The organism is Mucilaginibacter roseus, assembly GCF_021215455.1.
GTDB classification, from domain to species: Bacteria; Bacteroidota; Bacteroidia; order Sphingobacteriales; family Sphingobacteriaceae; genus Mucilaginibacter; species Mucilaginibacter roseus.
In genome coordinates this window covers 651,708-675,214 of sequence record NZ_JAJPWV010000002.1, presented here as the reverse complement: position 1 = coordinate 675,214, position 23,507 = coordinate 651,708, and the positions used below count along the sequence as shown (strand labels likewise).

Here is a 23,507-nt window from a genome sequence, read left to right as displayed (position 1 = left end):
AAGCAATGTAGATGACACTGGCAGCTTTAGAAGGCTTTTGGGTCGACTGCATGTTCAATTATTTTCTTATAAACGCTGATACATCCGCCTCGTTCCCTTTAAATGCGCCGGATATACCTGCCTTTAACCCGGCCATAGCCGAGGCAAAGTGCCCTGCCTCCGCAATGCCCGCACCCGTGGCGCGTTTGTAAAGAAAGCCGGCCATATAGGTATCGCCGCAACCGGTGGCATCTTTAAATTTCAGCGGTTTATAAACCGGGATATTATGAAATTCGCCATCAGCATAAATTATCGAGCCTTGTGTACCCAATGTAATTACTACCTCTTTAACGCCCAATCCGGCCAATTGCTTTGCACCTTCATGTATATTGGTAGTACCGGTAAGTACGGCAACTTCATGCTCATTCACTTTCAGTATATGTACGTAGGGTAGCAGTGTCAGTTTGTCTTTCCAATCAATGGCGACAACATTGGTACCGACAACTTCGCGCAGCAAACCCTGTGCATCCAGCGAAAGGGTTCCTTTTGCTGACAGCACCTCAAAAATAGCCGCGTCCATATCATCAGCCAGTAAAGGCCCTAAATGATAATAGCGGGCATTGGTATCAGCTACATCAGCAACCGTAAAAGCATCCGCCTTTTGCAGCACACGCTGGGTGCGATGGTCCGAGTTTCCGGCATAGCTGTTCTCAAAGTAAACGGTATGTTCGCTGGGCAGTGCGGTAAGGTTAATACCTGCATGCCGTAACCCCTCTGCATAAGCAATTTGCTCCTGAGCCAGGGCGGTAATCAGTTTATAGTTCACCGGCATCTGCCTCATGGCATGCGAAAAGTAAAAGGCCGTACCGCCAGGCATATAAACTTCGTGCTGCGGGTTAACCACCTTATCGTGCGTAATGTGGCCAATGCAGCATATATCGTAAATAGTATTATCTGTGCTCATGAAATAAGGTTGAAACGGTAAAGGTAAAATTAGTATTAACTTTAAGCTATATCTTAGCCCAACTATTCAACCAAAAAACGTTAAATCAACATGAAAAACGCCATCATTACCGGCGGTACCAAGGGTATGGGCCGCGCCATCACTATAGCATTGGTTAAGCAAAACATCAATGTATCCATCTGCTCGCGTAACGCTGCCGAATTGGATGCGTTTAAATCCGAATTGCTTACCATCAACCCCGAAATACAGGTGTTCAGTACTGTTGCCGACTGCAGCATCCTTGCTGAACTGAAAAATTTTGCCGAATTCACCGAGAAAAACATGGGCTTCGTCGATATTTTGGTAAATAATGTGGGTATGTTTAAGCCTGCCGCTATACTTAATGATGATGATGAATCATACCAAAAACAGATGGATACCAACCTGCGCCCGGCCTATGAATTATACCGTTTCTTCGGTAAACGCATGGTTTCTGTCGGTAAAGGGCACATCTTCAATATATGCTCTGTAGCCGGGCTTGACCCTATACCCGAGGCAGGGGTGTACAGCGTAACAAAGTATGCTTTGGTAGGTCTTAATAAGGTAATGAAGCTCGAAATGCAGCCACACGGTGTAAAGGTCACCGCAGTAATTCCGGGGTCAACGTATACCGACTCATGGAAAGGCGCACAGGTTGATACCAACCGGATGGTTTTACCCGAAGACGTTGCATCGGCCATTACAACTATTTTAAATATGAGTAACGGCGCGAACGTTGACGAGATCATCATCAAACCAACCTTCGGCCAGATTTAGAGACAAACTAACTGACAAAGCAATGGAAAAGAAACTTTATCGCGATGAGCTCCGCAAAAAAATAGGTGGTGTTTGCGCTGGCTTAGCCGACTACTTCGGCGTTGATGTATCAATAATCAGGGTGTTATTTGTAATAACCTTTGTTGTAAAAGGCTTTGGCGGCCTGCTATATGTAATACTTTGGATAGTGTTACCAAAACGTAACGAGTTTTTAGATCCAACGGTAAATTACAATGTACCGCCGCAGGATCCATACAATCCGTTTAAAAGCAGCAGTCAGCCAAACTTTACTATGCCCAACTTTGATGCTGCCAAGCCATTCGGCAGCGTGCCGCCTGTAAAGAAAAGCTCAAGCGTAGGCGTAATAACCGGCGCGATACTGATCATAATTGGAGGCGCCTTTTTGCTGGATGAGTTTAACCTGATACCTGATGTTGATTTTGATGTGCTTTGGCCTTTACTATTGGTAGGCGCGGGTGTCGCTTTCATCTTATCGGGCGCAAAAAAACAGCCATGGGAGCAAAAGGACTGGAATCAGCCCGCACCTGAACAGCCAGTTGCAGCAGAGCCTGAAAAAAAGGAAGAGCAAAACTTTAATGATAACCCTCCAACTGTATAAGCCATGAGAAACGATAAACTGATGACAGGCTTAGTGCTTGTTTTAATAGGGGTAGCGTATTTATTATCGCACTTTGGATATGTAGATATACACTGGATGAACTTTTGGCGCCTGTGGCCTATATTCCTGGTAATTGCAGGTGTTAACCTCATCTTCGCCAACAATAGATCGGGCACGGCAACGGCTATCAGAGCCATAGTTTTGGTAGGTGGTTTAGCGGTGATATTATTTGCCGATACCGGCAGCCGTTACTTTTGGGAGCCGCGCAACTTCCGTTACCATTTGGATGATAAAGGCTGGCATCGTAATGATAACAACAATGATGATGACGACGATGATGATAACGATAACCGCCGCGACATTGTTAAGGTAGAAGGTAACAGCAACTTTAAATACAATTACTCGCCTGATATTAAGATCGCCCAATTAAACATAATTGGCGGTGGCGCATCGTACAAGTTAAGCGATACCACGGAGACAGAACTGTTTAGTGCCCAAACCAAAGAGTTTTTGAATCGATATGAGTTTACCAACAGCAAAACCGATTCGCTTGCGGTATTGAACTTTAAAATGCGCGACCGCCAGGGAAAAAATAACTTTAACTGGAGTAGCGACCATGCAAATGAGGCTGACTTTAAATTGAACGCTTTACCGGTTTGGGATATCTATGTAAAAACAGGCGCGGCAGAGATTAATTTTGATCTGTCGAAATTTAAAGTACGCAAATTGGATCTCAATGGCGGTGCGGCATCGTTCACCGTAAAGTTGGGCCAACCGCTGGCTATCACTAACGTAGAGGTGTCAACAGGAGTGTCAGAGATTAATCTAAAAGTGCCTGAAGGCGCTGCATGCAGCATCACAACTGATTCCGGCTTATCATCAACAGATATAAACGGCTTTACCAAGGTAGATGATAACCGCTACGAAACTCCAGGCTTCGCATCAGCCAAAAACAAGATGTACATCAAAATGAAAGGCGGCATATCTGACTTTAATGTAAGTAAATATTAATTCCTTTTCACAATTGCTATATAACAATCGCTAAGCCGGCCGTAACAGGTCGGCTTTTTTGTTATTTTTAAGATTAGATCAATTACTTTTGCCGGGTAATTGATCTACTAAATGAAAAAACACCTCGATATAACGGTTACCGGTAAAGTGCAGCATGTTTTCTACAGGGCATCAACCAAGGCCGTGGCCGATCAGCTGGGTGTTAGGGGCTATGTTAAAAACCAACCCGACGGCAGCGTTTTTATTGAGGCCGAGGCCGACAAGCTTACACTTGATATGTTTATTGACTGGTGTAAGGAGGGGCCGGAGGATGCCGCCGTTGCCGCCGTTGAAACCCATGAGGGCGAATTGAAAAACTATCGTAATTTTGAGGTTGTAAAAAAATCAGGCGCGCAGGCGCAGGGTTAAAAACTATAGTCATTGTCAACTGCTAAAAAATTTGCCGGGCAAACCGCTGTTTATGGCTTAACCACCATATTGCCACGCATACTCACGTTTTTTTTAACGCCTGTTTATGTAAAAACCTTTACCACCAGTACCTATGGTATTTTAAATACCATGTACAACTGGACCACGCTACTTAATCCGTTGCTGGCCTTTGGTATGGAAACCACCTACTTCAGGTACCTGAACAAGCATCCCGAAAAAAAGCAGAGCGTGTATGATAACTCCTTCGGGGTAATTTTGCTAATGATTGGTTTGTTGTTGTTTGTTACCCTGCCTTGGGTTAACCACCTGGCCGCCTGGATAGCTATTGATGATAAAACCCCGGTATCTGAATATGCGCTTTATATAAAACTATTTATTACCGTAATGGCGCTTGATGCCATTTGCGTAGTGCCCTTTGCCAAAATACGCGGCGAAGGCCGGCCGGGCCGGTATGGCTTTATAAAAGTAGCCAACATACTGATCTTTGTTGGACTTAACCTGTTCCTCATTTTTGGTATACCTTTCATAATTGATAACGGCTTACCCGGTGCAAACTGGATGGCGGGTTGGTACCGCCCGCATTGGCTGGGTTATGTATTTATTTCAAACTTGGTTGCCAGCAGCGTAACCGTGCTGATGATACTGCCCGAGCTGCTGCATTTTAAACTGCGGTTTGACAGGCAGATGCTGCGCGAAATGCTGGGTTACAGCTGGCCTGTGCTGATTGCCAATTTTTCATTCATTATCAATGAGAACCTGGATAAACTGCTTTTGGGGCAGTTGCTGCCTATTGATGTTGCCAGCGAGCAGGTAGGTATTTACACGGCTTGTGCCAAAATATCGGTGTTCCTGAACATTTTTATCCAGGCGTTCAGGCTGGGGGCGGAGCCCTTCTTTTTCAGCAGTGCCAAAAACAAAAACTCCGGGCAAATATATGCCCGCATCATGAATTATTTTGTGATCGCTATCTGCGTCATCTTTATAGGTATTATAGCCAACATTGAGCTGCTTAAGTTCTTCATCAAGGCGAAGGGTGCTATACAGCGCGACCTGTACTGGTCGGGCTTGCGGGTGGTACCTATTCTGCTTTTTGGTTACCTGAGCCTGGGTATATACATGAACCTTTCGGTATGGTATAAGCTGTCTGATCAAACCCGCTATGGCCTGTACATTTCGGGTATCGGCGCGCTTGTAACCATTGTTCTGAACGTGATCTTCATCCCATCATACAGTTATATGGCTTCGGCCTGGATATCACTATTGGCTTATACGCTGATGGCTGTACTGTCATATGTATGGGGGCAAAAAAACTACCCTATTCCGTATAACCTCAAAAAAAATCTGGCTTATATATTAAGTTCGGCGGCAATTGTTTACCTGTCGTTCGTGGTATTTAGCCGTAACATTTTTGTGGGTAACGGCTTGTTGCTTGCCTATGGCGCAACCGCCTTTTATTTTGAACGTAAAGAATTATTGAGCATATTTAAGAGATGATCGTACGAGTAATTAACAAGTCGGCCAATGCGTTGCCGGCTTACGAAACTTTGCATGCCGCCGGTATGGACCTCCGTGCCGACCTGCAGGAACCTGTAACATTGCAACCGCTTGAGCGCCAGCTGATACCAACAGGGTTGCATATTGAACTGCCTGAAGGCTTTGAAGCGCAAATACGCCCACGCAGCGGCCTGGCGTTTAAGCATGGCATCAGCATAGTAAACTCTCCGGGTACGGTAGATGCCGATTATCGCGGCGAGATCAAGGTATTGCTGGTAAACCTATCCAACCAGGATTTTGTAGTTAACCCCGGTGAGCGCATTGCGCAAATGGTAGTTGCCCGTCACGAAAAGGTAGAATGGCAGGAAGTTGAGCTGCTGAATGAAACAAGCCGCGGTACAGGCGGTTACGGACATACCGGTATCGGGTAGTCAGGTTATATTTCAAAGATGAAAAAGTTGTTGATTATGATACTGCTGCTGCCTGTTGCGGCCGTTGCCCAAAGTAAAAAGGGGGCAAAGGCTAACAGCGTGGTGATGGTTGTGGGCAAGCCCATGACCTCGCTGGACAGCATTATGGTAAAGCAGCTTTTTTTTTCGGCCATCCGCGAAAAAACTATTGAGAACTTCACCCTCGCGGCTGATCTGTTTAACCGTTGCCTGCAAATTGATCCGGCTAATGACGCGGCCATGTATGAGCTTGCCGCCCTGCGCAAAACCCAGAAACGTGAAGCGGATGCCCTGGTGTTGCTGGAGCGCGCGGTTACGGTTAATCGCGAAAATGAGTGGTATTGGGTTGCACTGGCCGATAGTTATCAAAAGACCAATGACCTGGACAAACTCGAGAATGTGTATGACGAGTTGATCCGCATCAATCAAAAGCCCGATTATTACTTTGATAAGGCTAACGCCTATTTTTTATTAAAAAAATACGACGCGGCTTTAAAGGTTTATAACCAGTTGGAAGGATTGACCGGCTTAACCGATGATCTGCTCATCAATCGCCAAAAGGTTTATCTTAAGCAAAATAAACTGGATAAAGCTACCGCAGAGCTGGATACCATGATTGCCGGCAACCCGAATGAGTTGCGCTATTATTTGCTTCAGGCCGAATTGTATAACTCAAACGGTTTTAGCGATAAGGCTTTGAAGGTGCTGGAACAGGCTGCCAAACTTAACCCGAACAATGGTATGCTGCATTTGGCGTTAGCAGAAATTTACCGGGATAAAAAGGATATTGACGGAAGTTTTAAGCAGCTATCGGTTGCGTTTGCCAGTGCCGATGTTGACGTTAACCAAAAGATCAAGATCATTCTTAGCTATCTGCCCAAACTGCAGGAGCCCGCGGCAAGGGCCAGCGCGCTTGAGTTGAGCCGAATATTAGCCAATACCCATCCTGACGATGCAAAGGCGCAGGCCTTGTATGCCGATATGCTGGTGCAGAATGAAAAGTATGCCGATGCCAAGCCCTTGTTTCGGAAGGCTATCCAGTTAAGCAAGGATAATTACGCCGCCTTTGAACAACTGGTGCGTATTGAGCTATCGGAAAATAAGGTGGACGATGCCATTCGTGATGGCGAAGAAGCCATGACCTACTTCCCTAACCAGGCCTGGATGAACTACCTGCTGGGTACGGCTTATTACCAAAAAAAGAATTACTCCAAAGCGTTAAGCTATCTTAAAAATGCAGCGTCCCTTAACACGGACGATAATAACCTGGCCGGATTTGTTTATTCCGTTTTGGGTGATTGCTTTCATGAATTAAAGAACGATAAGGCATCGGACGATGCTTACACCAAATCGCTCACGTATAACCCCGATAATGCGTACACGCTGAACAATTATGCGTACTATTTATCGTTAAGAGGAGAGCAATTGGATAAGGCTGCGCAAATGGCCAAACGCGCAAATGAGCTGCAGCCCAATACCGCCTCGTTTGAAGATACTTATGCCTGGATACTGTTTAAACAAAAAAAATACACTGAGGCTAAAGTATGGATGGAGAAGGCGCTGGTGCACGATAAAAATAATAGTGCGGTACAAACAGAACATTATGGCGATATAATGTTTTATTTAGGCGATACCGAAGCTGCCGTGCAAAACTGGAAAAAAGCAAAGCAAAACGGCAGCAAATCGGCAGTGTTAGAGCGAAAGATCAATGAAAAAAAATACGTGGAATAAAATATTTGTAGTAGCCTTTGGTTTGCTGGTGTTTGCAAGCTGTAAATCAAAAAAACAGGTAGTAGTAAACCGTAATGCAACAGCAACGGTAAAACCGGCAAGCGATGTAGAAACCAGGCTGGCTGCTATCCGTTCAAAACAGCTTACTTTCAATACCTTTTCGGCCAAGGCCAAAACGCAGTTAAACATCAATGGTAATGATCAGGATGTAACGCTGAACATCCGCATTGCCCGCGATAAAAAAATATGGGTGTCGGTAACCGCAATATTAGGAGTAGAGGTGGCGCGGGCACTCATAACGCCAGACAGTATACTGGTGCTGAACAAATTTCAGGGCGTGTACCTGAAAAAGCCATTTAGCTACATTCACAAATTTGCCAGCAAGCAAATTGATTATACCACACTGCAATCATTATTGGTAGGCAACGCCATACCTAAGCTGCTTAACGAAGATATTACATTTGAACCTTCGGCAAACAATATTACCGGTTCAGGCAAGCTGGATGAGCTGATGTATAAGCTTGTTTTAGGGCCTGATATGCGGGTAACGCAAACCAGTTTGGCTAACGAGCAGTTGCAGCAATCGTTACAGGTTACCAACAATGTTTTCATCCAAACGCCCGATAATAAAGTAGTGCCATCGCAAATTGATATCGCATCTGTTGTGAAAAAACAAAAAATACAGGTTAATTTGCGTTACAATAAAGTTGAGTTTGACCAGCAGCTCGATTATCCTTTCAGCATTCCTGACAAGTATTCGCCCGCTGCCGATTGATCCTTTAAATAAGCTTAATGAAATTATTTAGACTATTACTACTCTTTATCAGTACCTGCGTAGCCGTAAATACCTTTGCGCAAAGCAGTGCCGAGCTTAAGCGCCGTAAAGAAAAGCTCAACGATGAGCTGGCCGAACTTAACCGCGAATATGATAAAGTAAGAAAAGATAAAAGCGTTTCTATTAAGCAGCTCAACATCCTGAAAGCGCAGATAAACCTGCGCGAGGATAAGATCAAGACCATCAATAGCGAGGTGCGTAATTTGGATAACCAGATATCAGAAAATACCAACACCGTACATACCCTGCAAGGCCAGCTGGATCAGCTGAAAAAAGATTATGCCGGCATGGTACTGTTTGCCTACCATAATAAAAGTGCCTATAACAAACTGATGTTTGTTTTCGCGGCTAATGATTTTAACCAGGCATACAAACGGCTTAAATATTTGCAGCAGTTTGGTAACTATCGCCAAAGGCAGGCCGAATCTATACAAGGCACGCAAAAGGACCTGGGCGTTAAGATCAATGAGCTTGATCGTACTAAAAAAGAAAAACGCACATTATTGCAGGATCAGGAGAAGGAAAAACAGAACCTGGACAGGCAGCGCTCAGACCAGGCCGTTGTGATAAACAAATTATCAAAACAGCAAGGTTACCTGAAACAACAGCAGCGTACCAAGAGCAAGCAGATCAGCTCAATAAACAGGCAGATATCATCAGCTATCCGTAGGGAAATTGCCGAGGCAAGGCGTAAAGCAGAGGCCGAGGCCCGCGAACGTGCCGCCGCCGAGCGTGCCCGCGCAGCGGCAGCCGAAAGGGATAATAAACCGGCGCCGGTTGCGGCAAACAGGCCAAAAGAAATTACTAAAAGCTCAAGCAATAGCGAGGTGTTGAACGCTACACCGGAAGCCGCCCGTTTATCAAACGATTTTTTGGGTAATCGCGGAAGTTTACCATGGCCCGTAGCCAACGGCACAATAACTCAGGGCTTTGGTACGTATTATATAGAGGGGATTAAAACCGAGAACACGGGCGTGGATATACGCACAAGCGGCGGGGCAGCAGTAAGAGCTGTATTTAGCGGCGAAGTGAGTAACGTAGTTAACGTTAGTGGTACCTACCTGGTAGTGATCAGGCACGGTGAATACTTTACGGCATATTCTAACCTGCGTTCGGCAAGTGTAGCAAGGGGGCAGAAGGTTAGCACAAAACAAACCATAGGGGTTGTAGCAACTGACGGTGCCACCGGCGAAACGGAAGTGCACTTTGATTTATACAAAGGCCAAACCCCGGTGAACCCTAAAATATGGCTTGCGCCTGATTAATTGGGAAACCATATAAGATAGTAATTGTATATATTTGTACGCTAATTGAATATCATGCACAATTCAGTTTTTTTGTTTTTGAATATTGGTACGGGCGAACTGATGCTGATATTTTTTGTAGCCCTGCTGTTATTCGGTGGCGAAAAGCTGCCGGGACTGGCACGCAGCCTGGGCAGGGGTATAAGGGATTTTAAGGATGCATCAGAAGATGTGAAGCGTGAAATCAATAAGCAGATCAACAGTTTTGACGAGGACAAGCCAAGCAAAACAAAACAGATTGCCGCTGCCGAACCCGCTGAAGAAAATATTGCTGTTGTCGAAATAAATGAGCATACCGACAACCATGTAGCCGAAAATAACGTACATGAAGAAGTAACAGCTACTGAAATTGCCGCTAACCCTGTTGAAGACAGCAGCGCTGATGAAGAACCTGAAGTAAAAAAGCCTGATTTTACCAGGCCGGCCAATACATTTGAGTACAAAGGCTGATACAAGGACGAATTATTTTAATCATACATAAAATTTAGAGATCATGGGATTAGGAACACCGGAAATTATTGTAATCGTTGTGGTGATCTTGTTGCTGTTTGGGGGTAAAAAAATTCCTGAACTTATGCGAGGTTTAGGCAAGGGTGTTAAAGAGTTTAAAGATGCGAGCAACAATCCATCTGACGACAATGTTACCGCTACGCATACCAACGAGCATACTAACACTACCAAAGCTAACTCGTAACGTTTGCTTAAGTTGTTCGCCCACATGGCGAGAAAAAGGTATTTAAAACTTATCTGTTGATAATTGTATATTCAACGGATAAGTTTTTTATTTTAGCCCCATGGCTAATTTCTATTCCTCTTTAACTGAAATAAAAAGTAAGTTAAAAAGCGGAGAGGCAACGGTTGAAAAACTTGTTGCCGGGTATCTTGATCAGATTAACACTTACGCGCACCTCAACGCCTTTAACGAGGTGTTTGCTGATGAAGCCGCCGCGCAAGCCAAACAGGTTGATGCGCGTATAAAGCAGGGTACTGCCGGCAAATTGGCCGGTATGGTTATCGCCATAAAGGATAACATTTGTTACGAAGGCCATAAAGTTTCAGCTTCCTCAAAAATTCTTTCTGATTTTACTTCCATATTCTCATCAACCATAGTTAAGCGGTTGCTTGCTGAGGATGCGGTGATTATAGGCCGTTGCAATTGCGACGAGTTTGCCATGGGCGCCGCTAACGAGAATTCATACTACGGGCCGGTACAAAACTTTGCGGATACTACACGTGTTTCGGGTGGCTCCTCCGGCGGTTCGGCAGTGGCGGTACAGGCTAATATGTGCCATGCCGCTATCGGCACAGATACGGGTGGCTCGGTGAGGCAGCCGGCATCATTTTGTGGTATGATAGGCTTTAAGCCTACCTATGGCCGTATCTCTCGTCATGGTATTATCGCGTATGCTTCATCATTCGACCAGGTAGGGCCAATAACCCGCTCGGTTGAAGATGCCGCCTTGTTGTATGAGGTAATGGCTGGTGCCGATGAGTATGATAGTACGCTTTCTCGTCAGGCGGTTAATGCTACACCGGTAATTGCCGATGCTTCAAAGAAGCGTATTGCATACTTACAGGAGGCTGTATCAAGCCGGGGCGTAGACACCGAGGTTAAAGCCGCGCTGGTAAATACAATTGACAAGCTGCGTGCCGAAGGCCATACGGTTGAGCCTATCAGTTTTGAATACCTGGATTACCTGGTGCCAACATATTACATTTTGGCTACAGCCGAAGCATCATCAAACTTGGCGCGTTACGATGGGGTGCACTATGGCTACCGCAGTCCGGAAGCTACCGATTTGCAATCCACCTATAAAAAATCACGATCCGAAGGTTTTGGCAAAGAGGTAAAACGCCGCATTATGCTGGGTACGTTTGTGCTTAGCGCCGGTTATTACGATGCTTATTATGCCAAGGCGCAAAAGGTGCGCAGGCTCATCCGCACTAAAACCGAAGAAATACTTAATCAGTACGATTTTTTATTGGTACCTACCGCGCCCGAACCGGCTTTTGAGATAGGTAAAGGCGAAACAGACCCGGTACGTTCATACTTGGCCGATATATTTACGGTGCAGGCCTCACTGGTTGGCGTGCCGGCCATATCATTACCCGTAGGCAATAATAGTAAAGGATTGCCGTTAGGGTTACAATTGTTAGCCAGGCATTTTGCTGAGCAGGAGCTATTCAACTTCGCTGAATATTTCCTGAAGCTATAAAAAATTAATACTTTAGTAAATTGTGCAACTGTGCGCCTTTACTAACCGTATAAAAATCCCTAACGAATGAAGAGATTATTTACGTTTTTTATCTGCTTTTTATCTATCCAGCTTGTAAAAGCTAATTCACTCGACTCCGGCAGGTATAAATTTTTAAGCATAGCATCAACAGGCTATCATCAACAACGAGATACCATTATTGTGCCAATAGCCGCACAGGTAATTCCGCCCGCTAACCAGGAGTTCAGCATATTTAAGCGCCGCCTTGATTCTGTTCAGAAAGATATACAGCTTGATTACAACGAGTACGTACAAAGCTATATAGATGCCTATACCCGCCGCAGAGGGGGGATGGCAGATGTGATTGGCAAATCACAATATTATTTCCCTATCTACGAAAAGGCTTTTCGTGATATGGGCGTTCCCGAAGAAATAAAATTCCTTTCCATTGTAGAGTCAGAGCTTAACCCTAACGCCGTGTCGCGAGTAGGCGCTACCGGCCCATGGCAGTTTATGTTCGCTACCGCGCGCCTGTATGGCTTATCAATGGATAATTATGTTGACGACCGTAAAGACCCGATACAGGCCAGCTACGCTGCGGCAGCTTACCTGCGCGATGCCTACCAGGAGTTTGGCGACTGGCTGCTGGCCATAGCCTCATATAACTGCGGCAAGGGCGCGGTAACCCGTGCCATTGAAAAAGCAGGAGCTAATGATTTTTGGTCGATACGCCCGTACCTGCCTGCCGAAACGCGTGGCTATGTGCCCGCATTCATCGCCATGGCCTATGTAATGAATTATTATAAACACCACAACATAACACCGCAAGCCTGCAACTTCTCCATAAAAACCGATACGGTGATGGTAAACAAGTTTGTACCGCTACAAGGTATTGCCAAAGTGCTTGATGTTGATATGAAAGAACTTTGCCTGCTTAACCCTGCTTATAAAAAGCAAATTGTAAATGGTACAGCGCAGGCACCACGCCGCTTGGTAATACCGCAAGCGGCAAAAGAAAATTATGCTGCTTTATACGAGGCCTTGAACGGCGCAGGCTTTAATGCCCCGGCAAGGGTGCGTTACGCCAGTAACACCACCAACGATGGCGGTGAAGATGCTGAATCCGCACCGGTGAAAGCAACCCGCCACAAAGTACGCCGTGGCGAAACTTTAGGCGCCATTGCCGACCGTTATGGCGTAGAGGTGCAGGATATTAAGGTATGGAACAATTTGCGCAGCAATCGCGCCGTAATTGGACAGGTGTTGCGTTTAACTGCACCTGAACAGGCCGCCCCGGTAAAGCCATCTAAAAACATAAAGGAATTTGTTACCTACAAAGTAAAGCGTGGCGATACGCTTAGCGAGATTGCCGCTAAGTTTGAAGGTGCCTCAGTTGAAAAAATAAAAGAGCTGAACGGCCTGCGCAAAGGCCGCATACAACCCGGAATGACGCTTAAGATAAGCGGCGTTTAAATATAAGGCTCTCATTATCAATGGGTCAAAATAATACTTGCGGCGCTCGCTAAAAGTATTGTAATTTTGACCCATTGACCTTCAATTTGAGATGATGAAAAAACCCAACCGTAAACAGGATGCCCTGGATTACCATGCCAAGGGCCGTCCCGGTAAGATTCAAGTAGTTCCAACCAAACCAACCAATTCTCAGCGCGATTTAACCATGGCTTACTCGCCCGGAGTAGCGGAGCCATGCTTGCGTATAGCCGATAATACCGAAGATGTTTATAAGTATACTGCTAAGGGTAACCTGGTAGCGGTAATAAGCAACGGGACTGCTGTATTGGGTTTGGGAAACATTGGTCCTGAAGCCAGCAAGCCGGTTATGGAGGGTAAAGGCCTGCTGTTTAAAATATATGCCGATATTGATGTGTTTGATTTGGAGTTGAACGCCAAATCGGTTGATGACTTTGTTAATATAGTAAAAGCGCTTGAGCCAACCTTTGGCGGCGTAAACCTTGAGGATATATCAGCCCCCACCTGTTTTGAGATAGAACGCAGGCTGAAAGCCGAGATGAACATCCCGGTGATGCACGATGATCAGCACGGCACGGCTATAATATCCGGTGCTGCGTTGATGAATGCCTGCCAGATACAGGGCAAAAAGCTCGACAAGATAAAAATGGTAGTGAATGGCGCCGGAGCGGCGGCTATTTCCTGCTCTAAAATGTATCTTTCATTAGGTGTAAAAAAAGAGAACCTGGTGATGTTTGACATCAACGGTTTGCTTACCCCTGATCGTACTGATCTGGATGATATACGCCTTGAGTTTGCCACCAACCGTACAGATATTAAAACTTTGGCCGAAGCCATGAAAGGTGCTGACGTTTTTGTGGGCCTTTCGGCAGGTAATGTGGTAACACCGGATATGCTAAAGGCGATGGCTAAAAACCCTATCGTGTTCGCTATGGCTAACCCTGAGCCGGAGATCAATTATGATTTGGCTGTTGCCGCCCGTAAGGATATTATTATGGCTACCGGCCGTAGCGATTTTCCTAACCAGGTAAATAATGTTTTGGGTTTCCCATACATCTTCCGTGGCGCGCTTGATGTTCGCGCAACAGCTATTAATGAGGAAATGAAGATTGCCGCGGTACATGCTATTGCCGAAATGGCTAAAAAGCCTGTGCCCGAAGAGGTTAATCTGGCCTATAATTTAACTAACCTCAAGTTTGGTAAGGATTATATTATCCCTAAACCAATGGATCAGCGTTTGATCACCGAAGTATCTGCCGCGGTGGCGAAAGCGGCTATTGAGTCGGGTGTAGCCCGCGCAGTAATAACTGATTGGGATGCCTATGCCGAAGAATTACGTAACCGCTTGGGTGGCAATGATAAAGTACTGCGGAATCTTACCAGCAAAGCCAAGCAAAACCCTAAACGCGTAGTTTTCGCCGAAGCCGATACCTACAAAATATTGCGTGCCGCGCAGATTGTGAAGGACGATGGCGTAGCCCAGCCTATTTTATTGGGTAACGCCGAGAAGATCAAACAGATCATCCGTGATAACGACCTTGATTTGGATGATGTGCAGATCATCGATCCGCGCGAAGGTAAATGCGAGCGGTTTGAAGAATATGCCCAATATCTTTATAAAAAGCGCCAGCGCCGTGGTATAACCTTGCTGGAGGCACGCAAAGCTATAACCGACCGTAACTATTACGGTGCCTGCATGGTACAGTTTGGTGAAGCCGATGCGCTGATCTCCGGCCTGACGAAAAATTATGCAACTACTATAAAGCCTGCGTTACAAATCATCGGTATAATGGACGGCGTTAACCGGGTAGCCGGTATGTACCTGATGATTACACCGAAAGGGCCGGTCTTCTTTGGTGATACCACGGTGAACGTCGATCCAACGGTTGAGGAACTGGTTGATATTACCGTGCTGATTGAGCGTACCGTACGCCAGTTTAGCGTTGAGCCAAGGGTGGCATTACTGTCCTACTCTAACTTTGGCTCAAATGATGGTGATGTGCCCGAAAAAAGCCGTAAGGCAGTGAAAATGCTGCACCAAAGGTATCCGGATATGATAGTTGATGGCGATGTACAGGCCAATTTTGCCTTGAATGCAAACCTGCTGGCAGATAATTTTCCGTTCTCAACCCTAAACGGTAAACCGGCCAATACACTGATATTCCCTAACCTTGAATCGGGTAATATAGCTTATAAATTGCTGCAGGAGCTTGGTGGCGCCGAGGCTGTGGGCCCTATATTGCTGGGTATGAAAAAGCCGGTACACGTGCTGCAATTAGGCAGCTCGGTGCGTGAGATTGTGAACATGATCACCATTGCGGTTATTGACGCGCAGGAGAAAGAAAAAACGGCCGCCCAAACCTCAATAAAACGCAAATAAATGTACGCTTACATAAGTGGAAAGCTCACTTTTAAAAACCCGGCTTTCGTAGTGGTTGAAGCAGGCGGTGTGGGTTATCACATCAATATTTCGCTGCATACTTTTTCACAACTGGAGCATGAAAGCGTTAAACTTTTTACGTGGCTGCACGTAAAAGAGGATGCCCATACATTGTATGGTTTTGCTGAAGAAGGAGAAAGGCGTTTGTTTCTGCATTTAATATCTATATCAGGCATAGGGCCAAACACCGCGCGCATGATGCTGTCGTCCATCACCCCGGATGAGATACAGGCAGCCATTGTTAATGGTAATGTTCCGCTTATTCAACGTATAAAAGGCATCGGGCCAAAATCGGCGCAACGTATTGTGCTAGAATTACAGGATAAGCTGCGTAAAGAAGGCCCGGATACATTAACGCGTGTGGTAGTTAGCAAAACAGTGAAAGACGAAGCCCTTACGGCGCTGGTAACCCTGGGTTTTGCACGTAACGCTGCCGAAAAAGTGATTGACCAGGAACTAAAACGTACAAACGAAGAACTTACTGTAGAGCAGCTGATAAAGTTTGCTTTAAAAAGTTTATAATTAACCGGTGCAGGCTTGTTATTGAAGAGTTTGCACCGGTTTTTTCTTTTCTCCCTTAATAAAGTTAAACCTGAGCATTTTTTATGGGCATTGCTATTTAGTGAGTTTTAAAAAGTGTATAAATTACCGATTATTTAAGCGTTACTTTTGAAAGGGACTTTTACCGGAAAAATTTTTCTTTGCGTTGCTTTGTGCTGCTTTTTAGGCGGACTTGGTAACGTATTTGCCCAGCAAAAACCGGTTAAAAGAGATAGCGCTAAAGTGCGTGTTCCTATCAAGGCGCCGCAGTCGCGTACAAAAAGGTCGCGCGAGGGTTATTTTCTGCCAGATCCGCCTAACCTGGACCGCAGTGTGGAGTATGATCCGGTAAGCAACCAGTACGTACTTATTGAGCGTGTGGGCAATTTACTGCTGCGCCCGCCGCGTTATATCAGCTTTGCCGAATATTTGCGGCTTACGCAAAAGGAATCCATCCGTCAAAACTTTCGTTCATCTGCCGATCAGTATGCTTATGATTCGCAGCAGGAAGGCTTTGTGCCACGTATTAAAGTGCGTGGGCGAACTTTTGAAAAAATATTTGGCAGTAACGAGATCAGTATCAAGCCACAGGGTTCGGCAGAGATGATCCTGGCCGGGCAGATCAACAAAAACCAAAATCCGTTATTTAACTCGCGCCAGCGCAGTCAGTTCAACTTCAATTTTGACCAGCGCATACAATTAAACGTTACCGGTAATATTGGCGACAGGCTCAAGATCACCACTAATTATAATACCGATGCCCAGTTTCAATTTGATAACCAGTTTAAGCTGGACTATACAGGTAGAGAGGATGACATTATACAAAAGATAGAGGCGGGTAATGTGAGCATGCCGCTTAATACCTCGTTGATTACCGGTAGCCAGGCCTTATTTGGAGTTAAAACCAAACTTCGTTTCGGGCGGTTAGATGTTACCAGCATTTTTTCGCAGCAACGATCGCAATCGCGTACCATTACCATAACCAACGGGCAGCAGCAGGGCGAGTTTAGAGTAACGGCTGCGGATTACGAAGCTAACAAGCACTACTTTTTGGCGCAGTACTTTCGCAGTAATTACAACAACGCGTTGCGCAACCTGCCGCTCATCAGCTCAAATATCAACATAACTAAAATAGAGGTTTGGACAACCAACCGTACTAATAATACCACCGACTCACGCGATATTTTGGCCTTCCTTGATTTGGGTGAGAACCGGCCATATAATACAACGGTTGTACAAGGCGGTACATCAGCTTTGCCTGCGGCTTTTACCGGGCCCGGCTTTCCGCAGCAATCAAACAACCTGCTAAGTCAGTTACCCGCCGCAGCAAGGCAAACCAACTCTAACGCAGTAAACAGCTTGTTTTCCGGAACCGGTAACACAGACAATTACGCCAAGCTCACCTACGCCCGTAAGCTAACTGATCGGGAGTTTACCCTGCATTCGCAATTGGGTTATATATCGCTTAACTATCCGCTAAATAACGATGAGGTGCTGGCCGTAGCTTACCAATACACTTATAACGGCCAAACGTACCAGGTGGGGGAGTTTTCGAGCGATGTATCGGTTGATCCTAACACACCGCGGGTGTTGTTTGTAAAGTTGTTAAAGAATGAACTGCTTAAACCCCGGTTGCCGTCGTGGGATTTGATGATGAAGAACATTTACTCGTTGGGCGCTTTTCAGATCAGTCCAACCGACTTCAGGCTGCGTGTTGCCCGTTTGGATGACAAAAGCAGCGTTGAAGAATATGTGGCGGATGAGGGACAGAACCTGAACCAAAAATTGTGGCTGAGCATTACCGGCCTTGATAACCTGAACATACAGAACGACCGTGAGCCGGATGGTTATTTTGACTTTATTGAGGGCGTTACCATTGATTCGCAGCAGGGGCGCATTATGTTTCCGCAGGTTGAGCCATTTGGTAGCGACCTGGCCGCTAAAATACTACCAGGCGAAACAGATATTTCCCGGCGTTACGTTTATCAACCGTTATATGATTCAACCAAAGCCATTGCGCAGCAATACTTTCCGCAGCTTAACCGGTATGTTATTAAAGGAACTTACAGCTCGCAGGGTGGGGCGGAGTATTTGCTTAATGCTACTAATATTCCGCAAGGCTCGGTAGTGGTAACGGCAGGTACGCTGGTGCTTACCGAGGGTACGGATTATACGGTTGACTACAGCTCCGGCCGTTTACGGATGATTAATCAGGCTTTGCTATCATCAGGGCAGCCGATTAATATAAAGCTGGAAAATAACGAGTTATTCGGAGTACAGCAAAAAACTTTGTTTGGTACCCGGTTAGATTATTTTGCCAGCGAGAAACTGGTTTTGGGTGCTACCATGATGCACCTTAGCGAGCAGCCTATTTCGCAAAATGAGGCGGTTGGGTCGGAGTCTATTTCTAATACTATTTGGGGTTTTGATGGTAATTATTCGTCCAAGTCGCGTTTGCTTACGCGCTGGGTGGATAAAATTCCGTTCATCAATACCAAAGAAGAATCGTCGTTCAACGTAAGCGGCGAATTCGCGCAGCTGATGCCCGGTACCCCAGGCGCGCTTACCTACGCGGGATCAAAAAACGGTACATCGTACCTGGATGATTTTGAGAACAGTAAGTCGGTAATTGATGTGAAGAGCTATATCAACTGGCAGATATCAGGCACGCCGCAGCTGTTTGATGAATCGGCACTTACCGATGATCTGCGTTATGGCTATAACCGTGCAAGGCTGGCGTTTTACAACATCGACCCGATATTTTACAACAGCGCCGGTACGCTAAACGTTTCCCGTGCCGAACTATCGAACCACTACGTAAGGCAGGTGTTGGAGACAGAGGTGTTCCCATACCGGCAATCGGTTACCGGGCAGCCGTTGCTGTTGCCAACCTTTAATCTTGCATTTTATCCTAACCTGCGCGGGCAGTACAATTACACAACAACAGGTATTAATAACGATGGTACGCTGCAAAACCCGCGTTCGCGCTGGGGCGGTATCTTCCGCAAGCTGGAAACTAACGATTTTGAATCGCTAAACGTTGGGTATATAGAATTTTGGATGCTCGATCCGTTTATCTATAAACCCAACTCACCTGGTGGTGATTTATATTTTAACCTCGGCAGTATCTCAGAGGATATTTTAAAGGATGGCCGTAAGAGTTTGGAGAATGGCTTGCCTGTAGATAATGATTTCAGTAAGGTTGACGAAACCGTATGGGGACGTGTAACACGCCTGCAACCTGTAATTAACGCTTTTGATACCGACCCCGCCGTGCGCGCCCGCCAGGACGTGGGTTTGGATGGATTGAATGATGGCGATGAGCGGAACAAGTTTGCCCCTGTGGTGCAGCAGATCAACGGCCAGCTAAGTGCTCAGGCCGCCAACCAGTATTCGGCCGATCCATCGTCAGATAATTTTCAGTACTACCAGGGGCCGGAGCTTAACCAGGCATCAGTACCTATTATGGATCGGTATATCAAATTCAATGGTACCGAGGGTAACTCCAAAACTACCGAGCAATCACAAAGCGAACTGGGCGTAAGTACATCCGCATCAACGCCATTGCCTGATGGGGAGGATATCAACCGCGATAACAATATGAGCCAAACGGATGAGTACTTCCAGTACCGGGTATCATTACGCCCGGCAGATATGCTGGTTGGCCAGAATTTTATAACCGATAAAGTAACCTCGCAGGTAAAATTAGTTGACGGAAACACACAGTCGGTAACGTGGTACCAATTCCGTATACCGATTAACGAGTATGAGCAGGCCGTAGGCAACATTCAGGATTTTAAGGCCATCCGCTTTATGCGCATGTTCCTTACCAATTTTGCCGATACCGCGGTGATGCGCTTTGCCACGCTGCAACTGGTACGCGGCGAGTGGCGCGCTTTTAACCGCGAGAATAATCCGCTGAATATTATTGCCGATCCCGGGATTGCCAACCCAACGCTCGATAACCGGATTATTGATGTACAGGCCGTTAACCTGGAAGAGAACGGTAACCGCACGCCGATACCTTATGTGGTACCGCCGGGCATTAACCGTCAGCGCAATTATAATAACTTAAAAACTAATACGCTGCTTAACGAGCAGTCGCTATCCTTACATGTCGACCGTTTGCGGGATGGTTACTCAAAAGCGGCGTTTAAAACTTTTTACAATGATCTGCGCTCCTATAAAAAACTACAAGCCTTTGTGCATGCCGAGGGCGACCAGTTGAGGGATAATGATATCAGCGCATTTATCCGTTTAGGGGTGGATTACCAGGATAACTATTACGAGTACGAGGTGCCGCTTAAAATTACCCATCCCGGCACCCGCGATCCTGGTGCGATATGGCCAGAGCAAAATCAGATTGACCTGGAGCTGGCTTTGCTTACCCGTGCCAAGCTGGCGCGTAATAATGCCGGTGTGCCGCTTAACGCTATTTACACTTATGTAGAAAACGGCAAAAAGGTACTCATCAAAGGCCAGCCTGATTTGAGCCGCCTGCGCACCATTATGCTGGGTGTACGCAATCCGTTTAAAACTAATGATAATGATGATGGCCTGGATAAAACGGCCACCCTGTGGTATGATGAATTGCGCCTGACCGATTTTGACCAGCGTGGGGGATGGGCGGCAGCCGTGCGCTTTAACGCCAAGCTGGCTGATTTTGCCGATGTAACCGTATCGGGCAGTAAAAGTACCGTAGGCTTTGGCGCGTTGGATTCGCGGGTGAGTGAGCGCAGCCGCAGCGATAACCAGTTGCTTGATGTAGCGGCCAACGCCGAGCTGGGCAAGTTATTTCCGCAAAAAAGCGGCATACGCATACCGGCATACATCAATGTATCTACCCAAAAAGGTACGCCGCAATTTGACCCGGCTTTGGGTGACGTTGAGCTGAAGGACAGGCTGGCCGCTGCCAAAAGCGAACAGCAGCGCGACTCGATACGCAAAGTGTCCGAAAATTATACCGTTCGTAAAAGTTTTAACTTTACCAATGTGCATAAGGCACGCACCAACCCATCGGCGCCGGTACACGTTTGGGATATTGAGAATTTTAGCGTGAGTTATGCTTATACCGAATACCAGCATCATGATTACGTAACCGAGCTCGATCTGCAAAAAACTTACAGGTTTGGCCTGGCTTATAATTACAGTAATCAGCCCAAGTACTATGCACCGTTTGAGAAGCGCATTAAAAGCAACCTGCTGGCGCTGTTTCGGGATATTAACTTTAGTTTGCTGCCGTCAAGGTTAAACTTCAGTATCAATTTCGACAGGTTTTACTCGGAGAATACGCTACGCTTGAATAACGATCCGCTGAATGGCATCGCCATACCATCAACCACCATCCCGACTACCTTTAATAAAAACTTTAACATCACCCGTGTATATGGTATCGGCTGGAACATATCCAAATCATTACAGATGGATATTGATGCTACCAACCTCTCGGTAGTGGATGAACCTGCCGGGCGTATCAACGGCCTTAAGCGTGACACTTTATGGGAGAACCTGAAAAGCCTGGGGCGTACCACCAACTACAGCCATACACTCAACTTTAACTACACCACGCCAATAAGCAAAATACCGGGCCTCAACTGGACATCGGCCATATTACGTTACAGTACGCACTTTAACTGGCAATCGCAACCGGAGTTTTCTTTGCGCGACCCGCAATTACAGGTAGGTAACAGTATACAGAACGCGCGTACCGTACAGCTTAACCCAACGCTGAACTTTGTGAGCCTGTACAACAAGTTTCCATTTATACGCAAGGCCAATAACCCGAATAACAAGGGTAACTTTTGGATAGGATTGCTTACAAGTCTGAAAAGTTTGAGCGGTACCCTAACCCGTACCGAGGGCACATTTTTACCCGGCTATATGCCGATTACAGATGTCTTCGGGCAGGATCTGGGTTACGGCGCGCCGGGACTGGCTTTTGTGCTGGGCAGCCAGGCCGATATAAGGGCTAAGGCAGTTGCCAACGGATGGCTATCTACCGACTCGCTGCAAAATCAGCTTTACGTGAAAACTTTTAATGAAGACATCAGGTTAAAGGGCACCATTGAGCCGATAAAGGATCTTCGTATTGAACTGATCGCTTTCCGAACCAGGGATCGGAATTTTCAAACCAACTATAAGTTCCAGCAATCAACCAGCCAATTTGAGGAGCTAAGCCCGGTTACCACGGGTAGCTATAGCGTATCGTTCCTGTCGCTGGCTACAGCATTTAAAGGTACCAGCGGTATTGATAACGTGTCGAGCGTATTCCAGCAATTTTTACAAAACCGTTCGGTAGTGTCTCAGCGTTTGGGGCAGGCTAACCCTAACTCCGCAGGCGTTACGGGCGGCTATGCTGATGGTTACGGACCAAACTCGCAGGATGTATTGGTAACTTCTTTCCTGGCGGCTTATACCGGTAAGAATGCTTCAAATTATAACCTTAACCCGTTCCCATCAACCCCAATACCCAACTGGCAGATCAATTACAGTGGTTTAAGCCGTGTGCCGCTGCTTTCGGATGTGTTCGACTCGTTCGACCTGCGGCACGGTTATCGTTCATCATACAACGTAAACGGCTATACTACGCTGCTGCAATACCAGGAGCAGAACGGCGCAGTAGCATCAAGGGATATAGATGCCGACTTTTTGCCTTTCTACCAGTTTTCACAAGTAACCATATTTGAGCAGTTTGTACCGCTGGTAGGTATGGATGTACGCTTTAAAAACAGCATGACGGCTAACTTTGAATACCGCAAAAGCCGTACGCTTAGTTTGAGCTTGCTCAATAGCCAATTGGCGCAGCTGAATGAAAACATTGTGGTGCTGGGCTTCGGTTATCGTACCACTAAATTTAAATTTCCGTTCGGTTTGTTCGGCAACTCGCGGAGTAATAATGATGTGAACTTTAAGCTTGATGTTGCTCTGCGCGATAATAAAACGCTCATCTATCGCGCCGATGTGCAGTCGGCAGAGGTATCATCAGGCGCGCAAAATATCACCATACGCCCGGCTATTGATTATGTGATCAATCAACGCTTTAACCTGAATATTTTTTACGATTCAAATATCACCCGCCCTTATACCTCGCAAAGCTTTAACACTTCCTTTACCAATTTTGGTATCAATTTAAAGTTGTTGTTACAATAACGAGCCATAAATTGAGATTTTGCTGAACAGCACTGCCATAGTTTTGTTATCACTAAAAGCT

Annotated in this window: 17 protein-coding genes; 16 read left to right on the top strand and 1 reads right to left on the bottom strand. The window is 46.1% G+C overall.

What is annotated here, in order from left to right; translation table 11 throughout:
* Positions 1-58: 58 nt before the first annotated feature.
* Positions 59-943 carry a PfkB family carbohydrate kinase gene (locus LT679_RS07830; RefSeq protein ID WP_232176904.1) on the bottom strand — a complete coding sequence of 295 codons (885 nt, stop codon included), beginning with the start codon at positions 941-943 and terminating at the stop codon, positions 59-61.
* A 90-nt stretch (positions 944-1,033) separates the two neighbouring features.
* Between LT679_RS07830 and LT679_RS07825 the strand changes: the two genes are divergently transcribed.
* The 16 genes from LT679_RS07825 (at position 1,034) to sov (ending at position 23,446) form a co-directional block, all read left to right on the top strand.
* Positions 1,034-1,738: an SDR family oxidoreductase gene (locus tag LT679_RS07825; RefSeq protein WP_232176903.1), complete on the top strand. Its 705-nt coding sequence runs from the start codon at positions 1,034-1,036 to the stop codon at positions 1,736-1,738.
* 22 nt (positions 1,739-1,760) lie between these two features.
* A complete protein-coding gene (locus LT679_RS07820; protein ID WP_232176902.1) occupies positions 1,761-2,357 on the top strand; it encodes a PspC domain-containing protein in 597 nt (198 codons plus the stop codon).
* Positions 2,358-2,360: 3 nt separating this feature from the next.
* Positions 2,361-3,368, top strand: coding sequence for a LiaI-LiaF-like domain-containing protein (locus LT679_RS07815; RefSeq protein ID WP_232176901.1), 1,008 nt, complete (start codon positions 2,361-2,363; stop codon positions 3,366-3,368).
* A 111-nt stretch (positions 3,369-3,479) separates the two neighbouring features.
* Positions 3,480-3,776, top strand: a complete 297-nt coding sequence (locus LT679_RS07810; RefSeq protein WP_232176900.1) for an acylphosphatase — start codon at positions 3,480-3,482, stop codon at positions 3,774-3,776.
* Between the two features lie 12 nt (positions 3,777-3,788).
* Complete coding sequence (locus LT679_RS07805; RefSeq protein WP_232176899.1) at positions 3,789-5,291, top strand: lipopolysaccharide biosynthesis protein; 1,503 nt, start codon at positions 3,789-3,791, stop codon at positions 5,289-5,291.
* Positions 5,288-5,722: a dUTP diphosphatase gene (gene dut, locus LT679_RS07800; protein WP_232176898.1), complete on the top strand. Its 435-nt coding sequence runs from the start codon at positions 5,288-5,290 to the stop codon at positions 5,720-5,722. The genes LT679_RS07805 and dut overlap by 4 nt, the downstream gene beginning before the upstream one ends.
* A gap of 18 nt (positions 5,723-5,740) precedes the next feature.
* Complete coding sequence (locus tag LT679_RS07795; protein WP_232176897.1) at positions 5,741-7,471, top strand: tetratricopeptide repeat protein; 1,731 nt, start codon at positions 5,741-5,743, stop codon at positions 7,469-7,471.
* Entirely contained in the window at positions 7,449-8,246 is a 798-nt protein-coding gene (locus LT679_RS07790) for a DUF4292 domain-containing protein (RefSeq protein ID WP_232176896.1), read from the top strand. Before LT679_RS07795 ends, LT679_RS07790 begins: the two co-directional genes overlap by 23 nt.
* A gap of 17 nt (positions 8,247-8,263) precedes the next feature.
* Entirely contained in the window at positions 8,264-9,571 is a 1,308-nt protein-coding gene (locus tag LT679_RS07785) for a murein hydrolase activator EnvC family protein (protein WP_232176895.1), read from the top strand.
* Positions 9,572-9,625: 54 nt separating this feature from the next.
* Positions 9,626-10,060 carry a Sec-independent protein translocase subunit TatA/TatB gene (locus LT679_RS07780; RefSeq protein ID WP_232176894.1) on the top strand — a complete coding sequence of 145 codons (435 nt, stop codon included), beginning with the start codon at positions 9,626-9,628 and terminating at the stop codon, positions 10,058-10,060.
* Positions 10,061-10,103: 43 nt separating this feature from the next.
* Positions 10,104-10,304 (top strand): Sec-independent protein translocase subunit TatA/TatB, encoded by a 201-nt coding sequence (locus tag LT679_RS07775; protein WP_232176893.1) that lies wholly within the window; start codon positions 10,104-10,106, stop codon positions 10,302-10,304.
* Positions 10,305-10,404: 100 nt separating this feature from the next.
* Positions 10,405-11,826: an Asp-tRNA(Asn)/Glu-tRNA(Gln) amidotransferase subunit GatA gene (gene gatA / locus LT679_RS07770; RefSeq protein ID WP_232176892.1), complete on the top strand. Its 1,422-nt coding sequence runs from the start codon at positions 10,405-10,407 to the stop codon at positions 11,824-11,826.
* A 66-nt stretch (positions 11,827-11,892) separates the two neighbouring features.
* A complete protein-coding gene (locus LT679_RS07765) occupies positions 11,893-13,299 on the top strand; it encodes a lytic transglycosylase domain-containing protein (protein WP_232176891.1) in 1,407 nt (468 codons plus the stop codon).
* 94 nt (positions 13,300-13,393) lie between these two features.
* A complete protein-coding gene (locus tag LT679_RS07760; RefSeq protein WP_232177164.1) occupies positions 13,394-15,697 on the top strand; it encodes an NADP-dependent malic enzyme in 2,304 nt (767 codons plus the stop codon).
* Positions 15,698-16,279 carry a Holliday junction branch migration protein RuvA gene (ruvA, locus tag LT679_RS07755; RefSeq protein WP_232176890.1) on the top strand — a complete coding sequence of 194 codons (582 nt, stop codon included), beginning with the start codon at positions 15,698-15,700 and terminating at the stop codon, positions 16,277-16,279. It begins immediately after the preceding gene.
* A 147-nt stretch (positions 16,280-16,426) separates the two neighbouring features.
* Positions 16,427-23,446 (top strand): T9SS outer membrane translocon Sov/SprA, encoded by a 7,020-nt coding sequence (gene sov / locus LT679_RS07750; RefSeq protein ID WP_232176889.1) that lies wholly within the window; start codon positions 16,427-16,429, stop codon positions 23,444-23,446.
* Positions 23,447-23,507 lie beyond the last annotated feature (61 nt).

Coding starts and splice junctions, on each gene's coding strand:
- LT679_RS07760 (WP_232177164.1), top strand. CDS start 13,394: ATGAAAAAACCCAACCGTAAACAGGATGCCCTGGATTACCATGCCAAG.
- dut (WP_232176898.1), top strand. CDS start 5,288: ATGATCGTACGAGTAATTAACAAGTCGGCCAATGCGTTGCCGGCTTAC.
- gatA (WP_232176892.1), top strand. CDS start 10,405: ATGGCTAATTTCTATTCCTCTTTAACTGAAATAAAAAGTAAGTTAAAA.
- LT679_RS07765 (WP_232176891.1), top strand. CDS start 11,893: ATGAAGAGATTATTTACGTTTTTTATCTGCTTTTTATCTATCCAGCTT.
- LT679_RS07785 (WP_232176895.1), top strand. CDS start 8,264: ATGAAATTATTTAGACTATTACTACTCTTTATCAGTACCTGCGTAGCC.
- LT679_RS07815 (WP_232176901.1), top strand. CDS start 2,361: ATGAGAAACGATAAACTGATGACAGGCTTAGTGCTTGTTTTAATAGGG.
- LT679_RS07810 (WP_232176900.1), top strand. CDS start 3,480: ATGAAAAAACACCTCGATATAACGGTTACCGGTAAAGTGCAGCATGTT.
- LT679_RS07795 (WP_232176897.1), top strand. CDS start 5,741: ATGAAAAAGTTGTTGATTATGATACTGCTGCTGCCTGTTGCGGCCGTT.
- LT679_RS07820 (WP_232176902.1), top strand. CDS start 1,761: ATGGAAAAGAAACTTTATCGCGATGAGCTCCGCAAAAAAATAGGTGGT.
- ruvA (WP_232176890.1), top strand. CDS start 15,698: ATGTACGCTTACATAAGTGGAAAGCTCACTTTTAAAAACCCGGCTTTC.
- LT679_RS07790 (WP_232176896.1), top strand. CDS start 7,449: ATGAAAAAAAATACGTGGAATAAAATATTTGTAGTAGCCTTTGGTTTG.
- LT679_RS07780 (WP_232176894.1), top strand. CDS start 9,626: ATGCACAATTCAGTTTTTTTGTTTTTGAATATTGGTACGGGCGAACTG.
- LT679_RS07775 (WP_232176893.1), top strand. CDS start 10,104: ATGGGATTAGGAACACCGGAAATTATTGTAATCGTTGTGGTGATCTTG.
- LT679_RS07825 (WP_232176903.1), top strand. CDS start 1,034: ATGAAAAACGCCATCATTACCGGCGGTACCAAGGGTATGGGCCGCGCC.
- LT679_RS07830 (WP_232176904.1), bottom strand. CDS start 943: ATGAGCACAGATAATACTATTTACGATATATGCTGCATTGGCCACATT.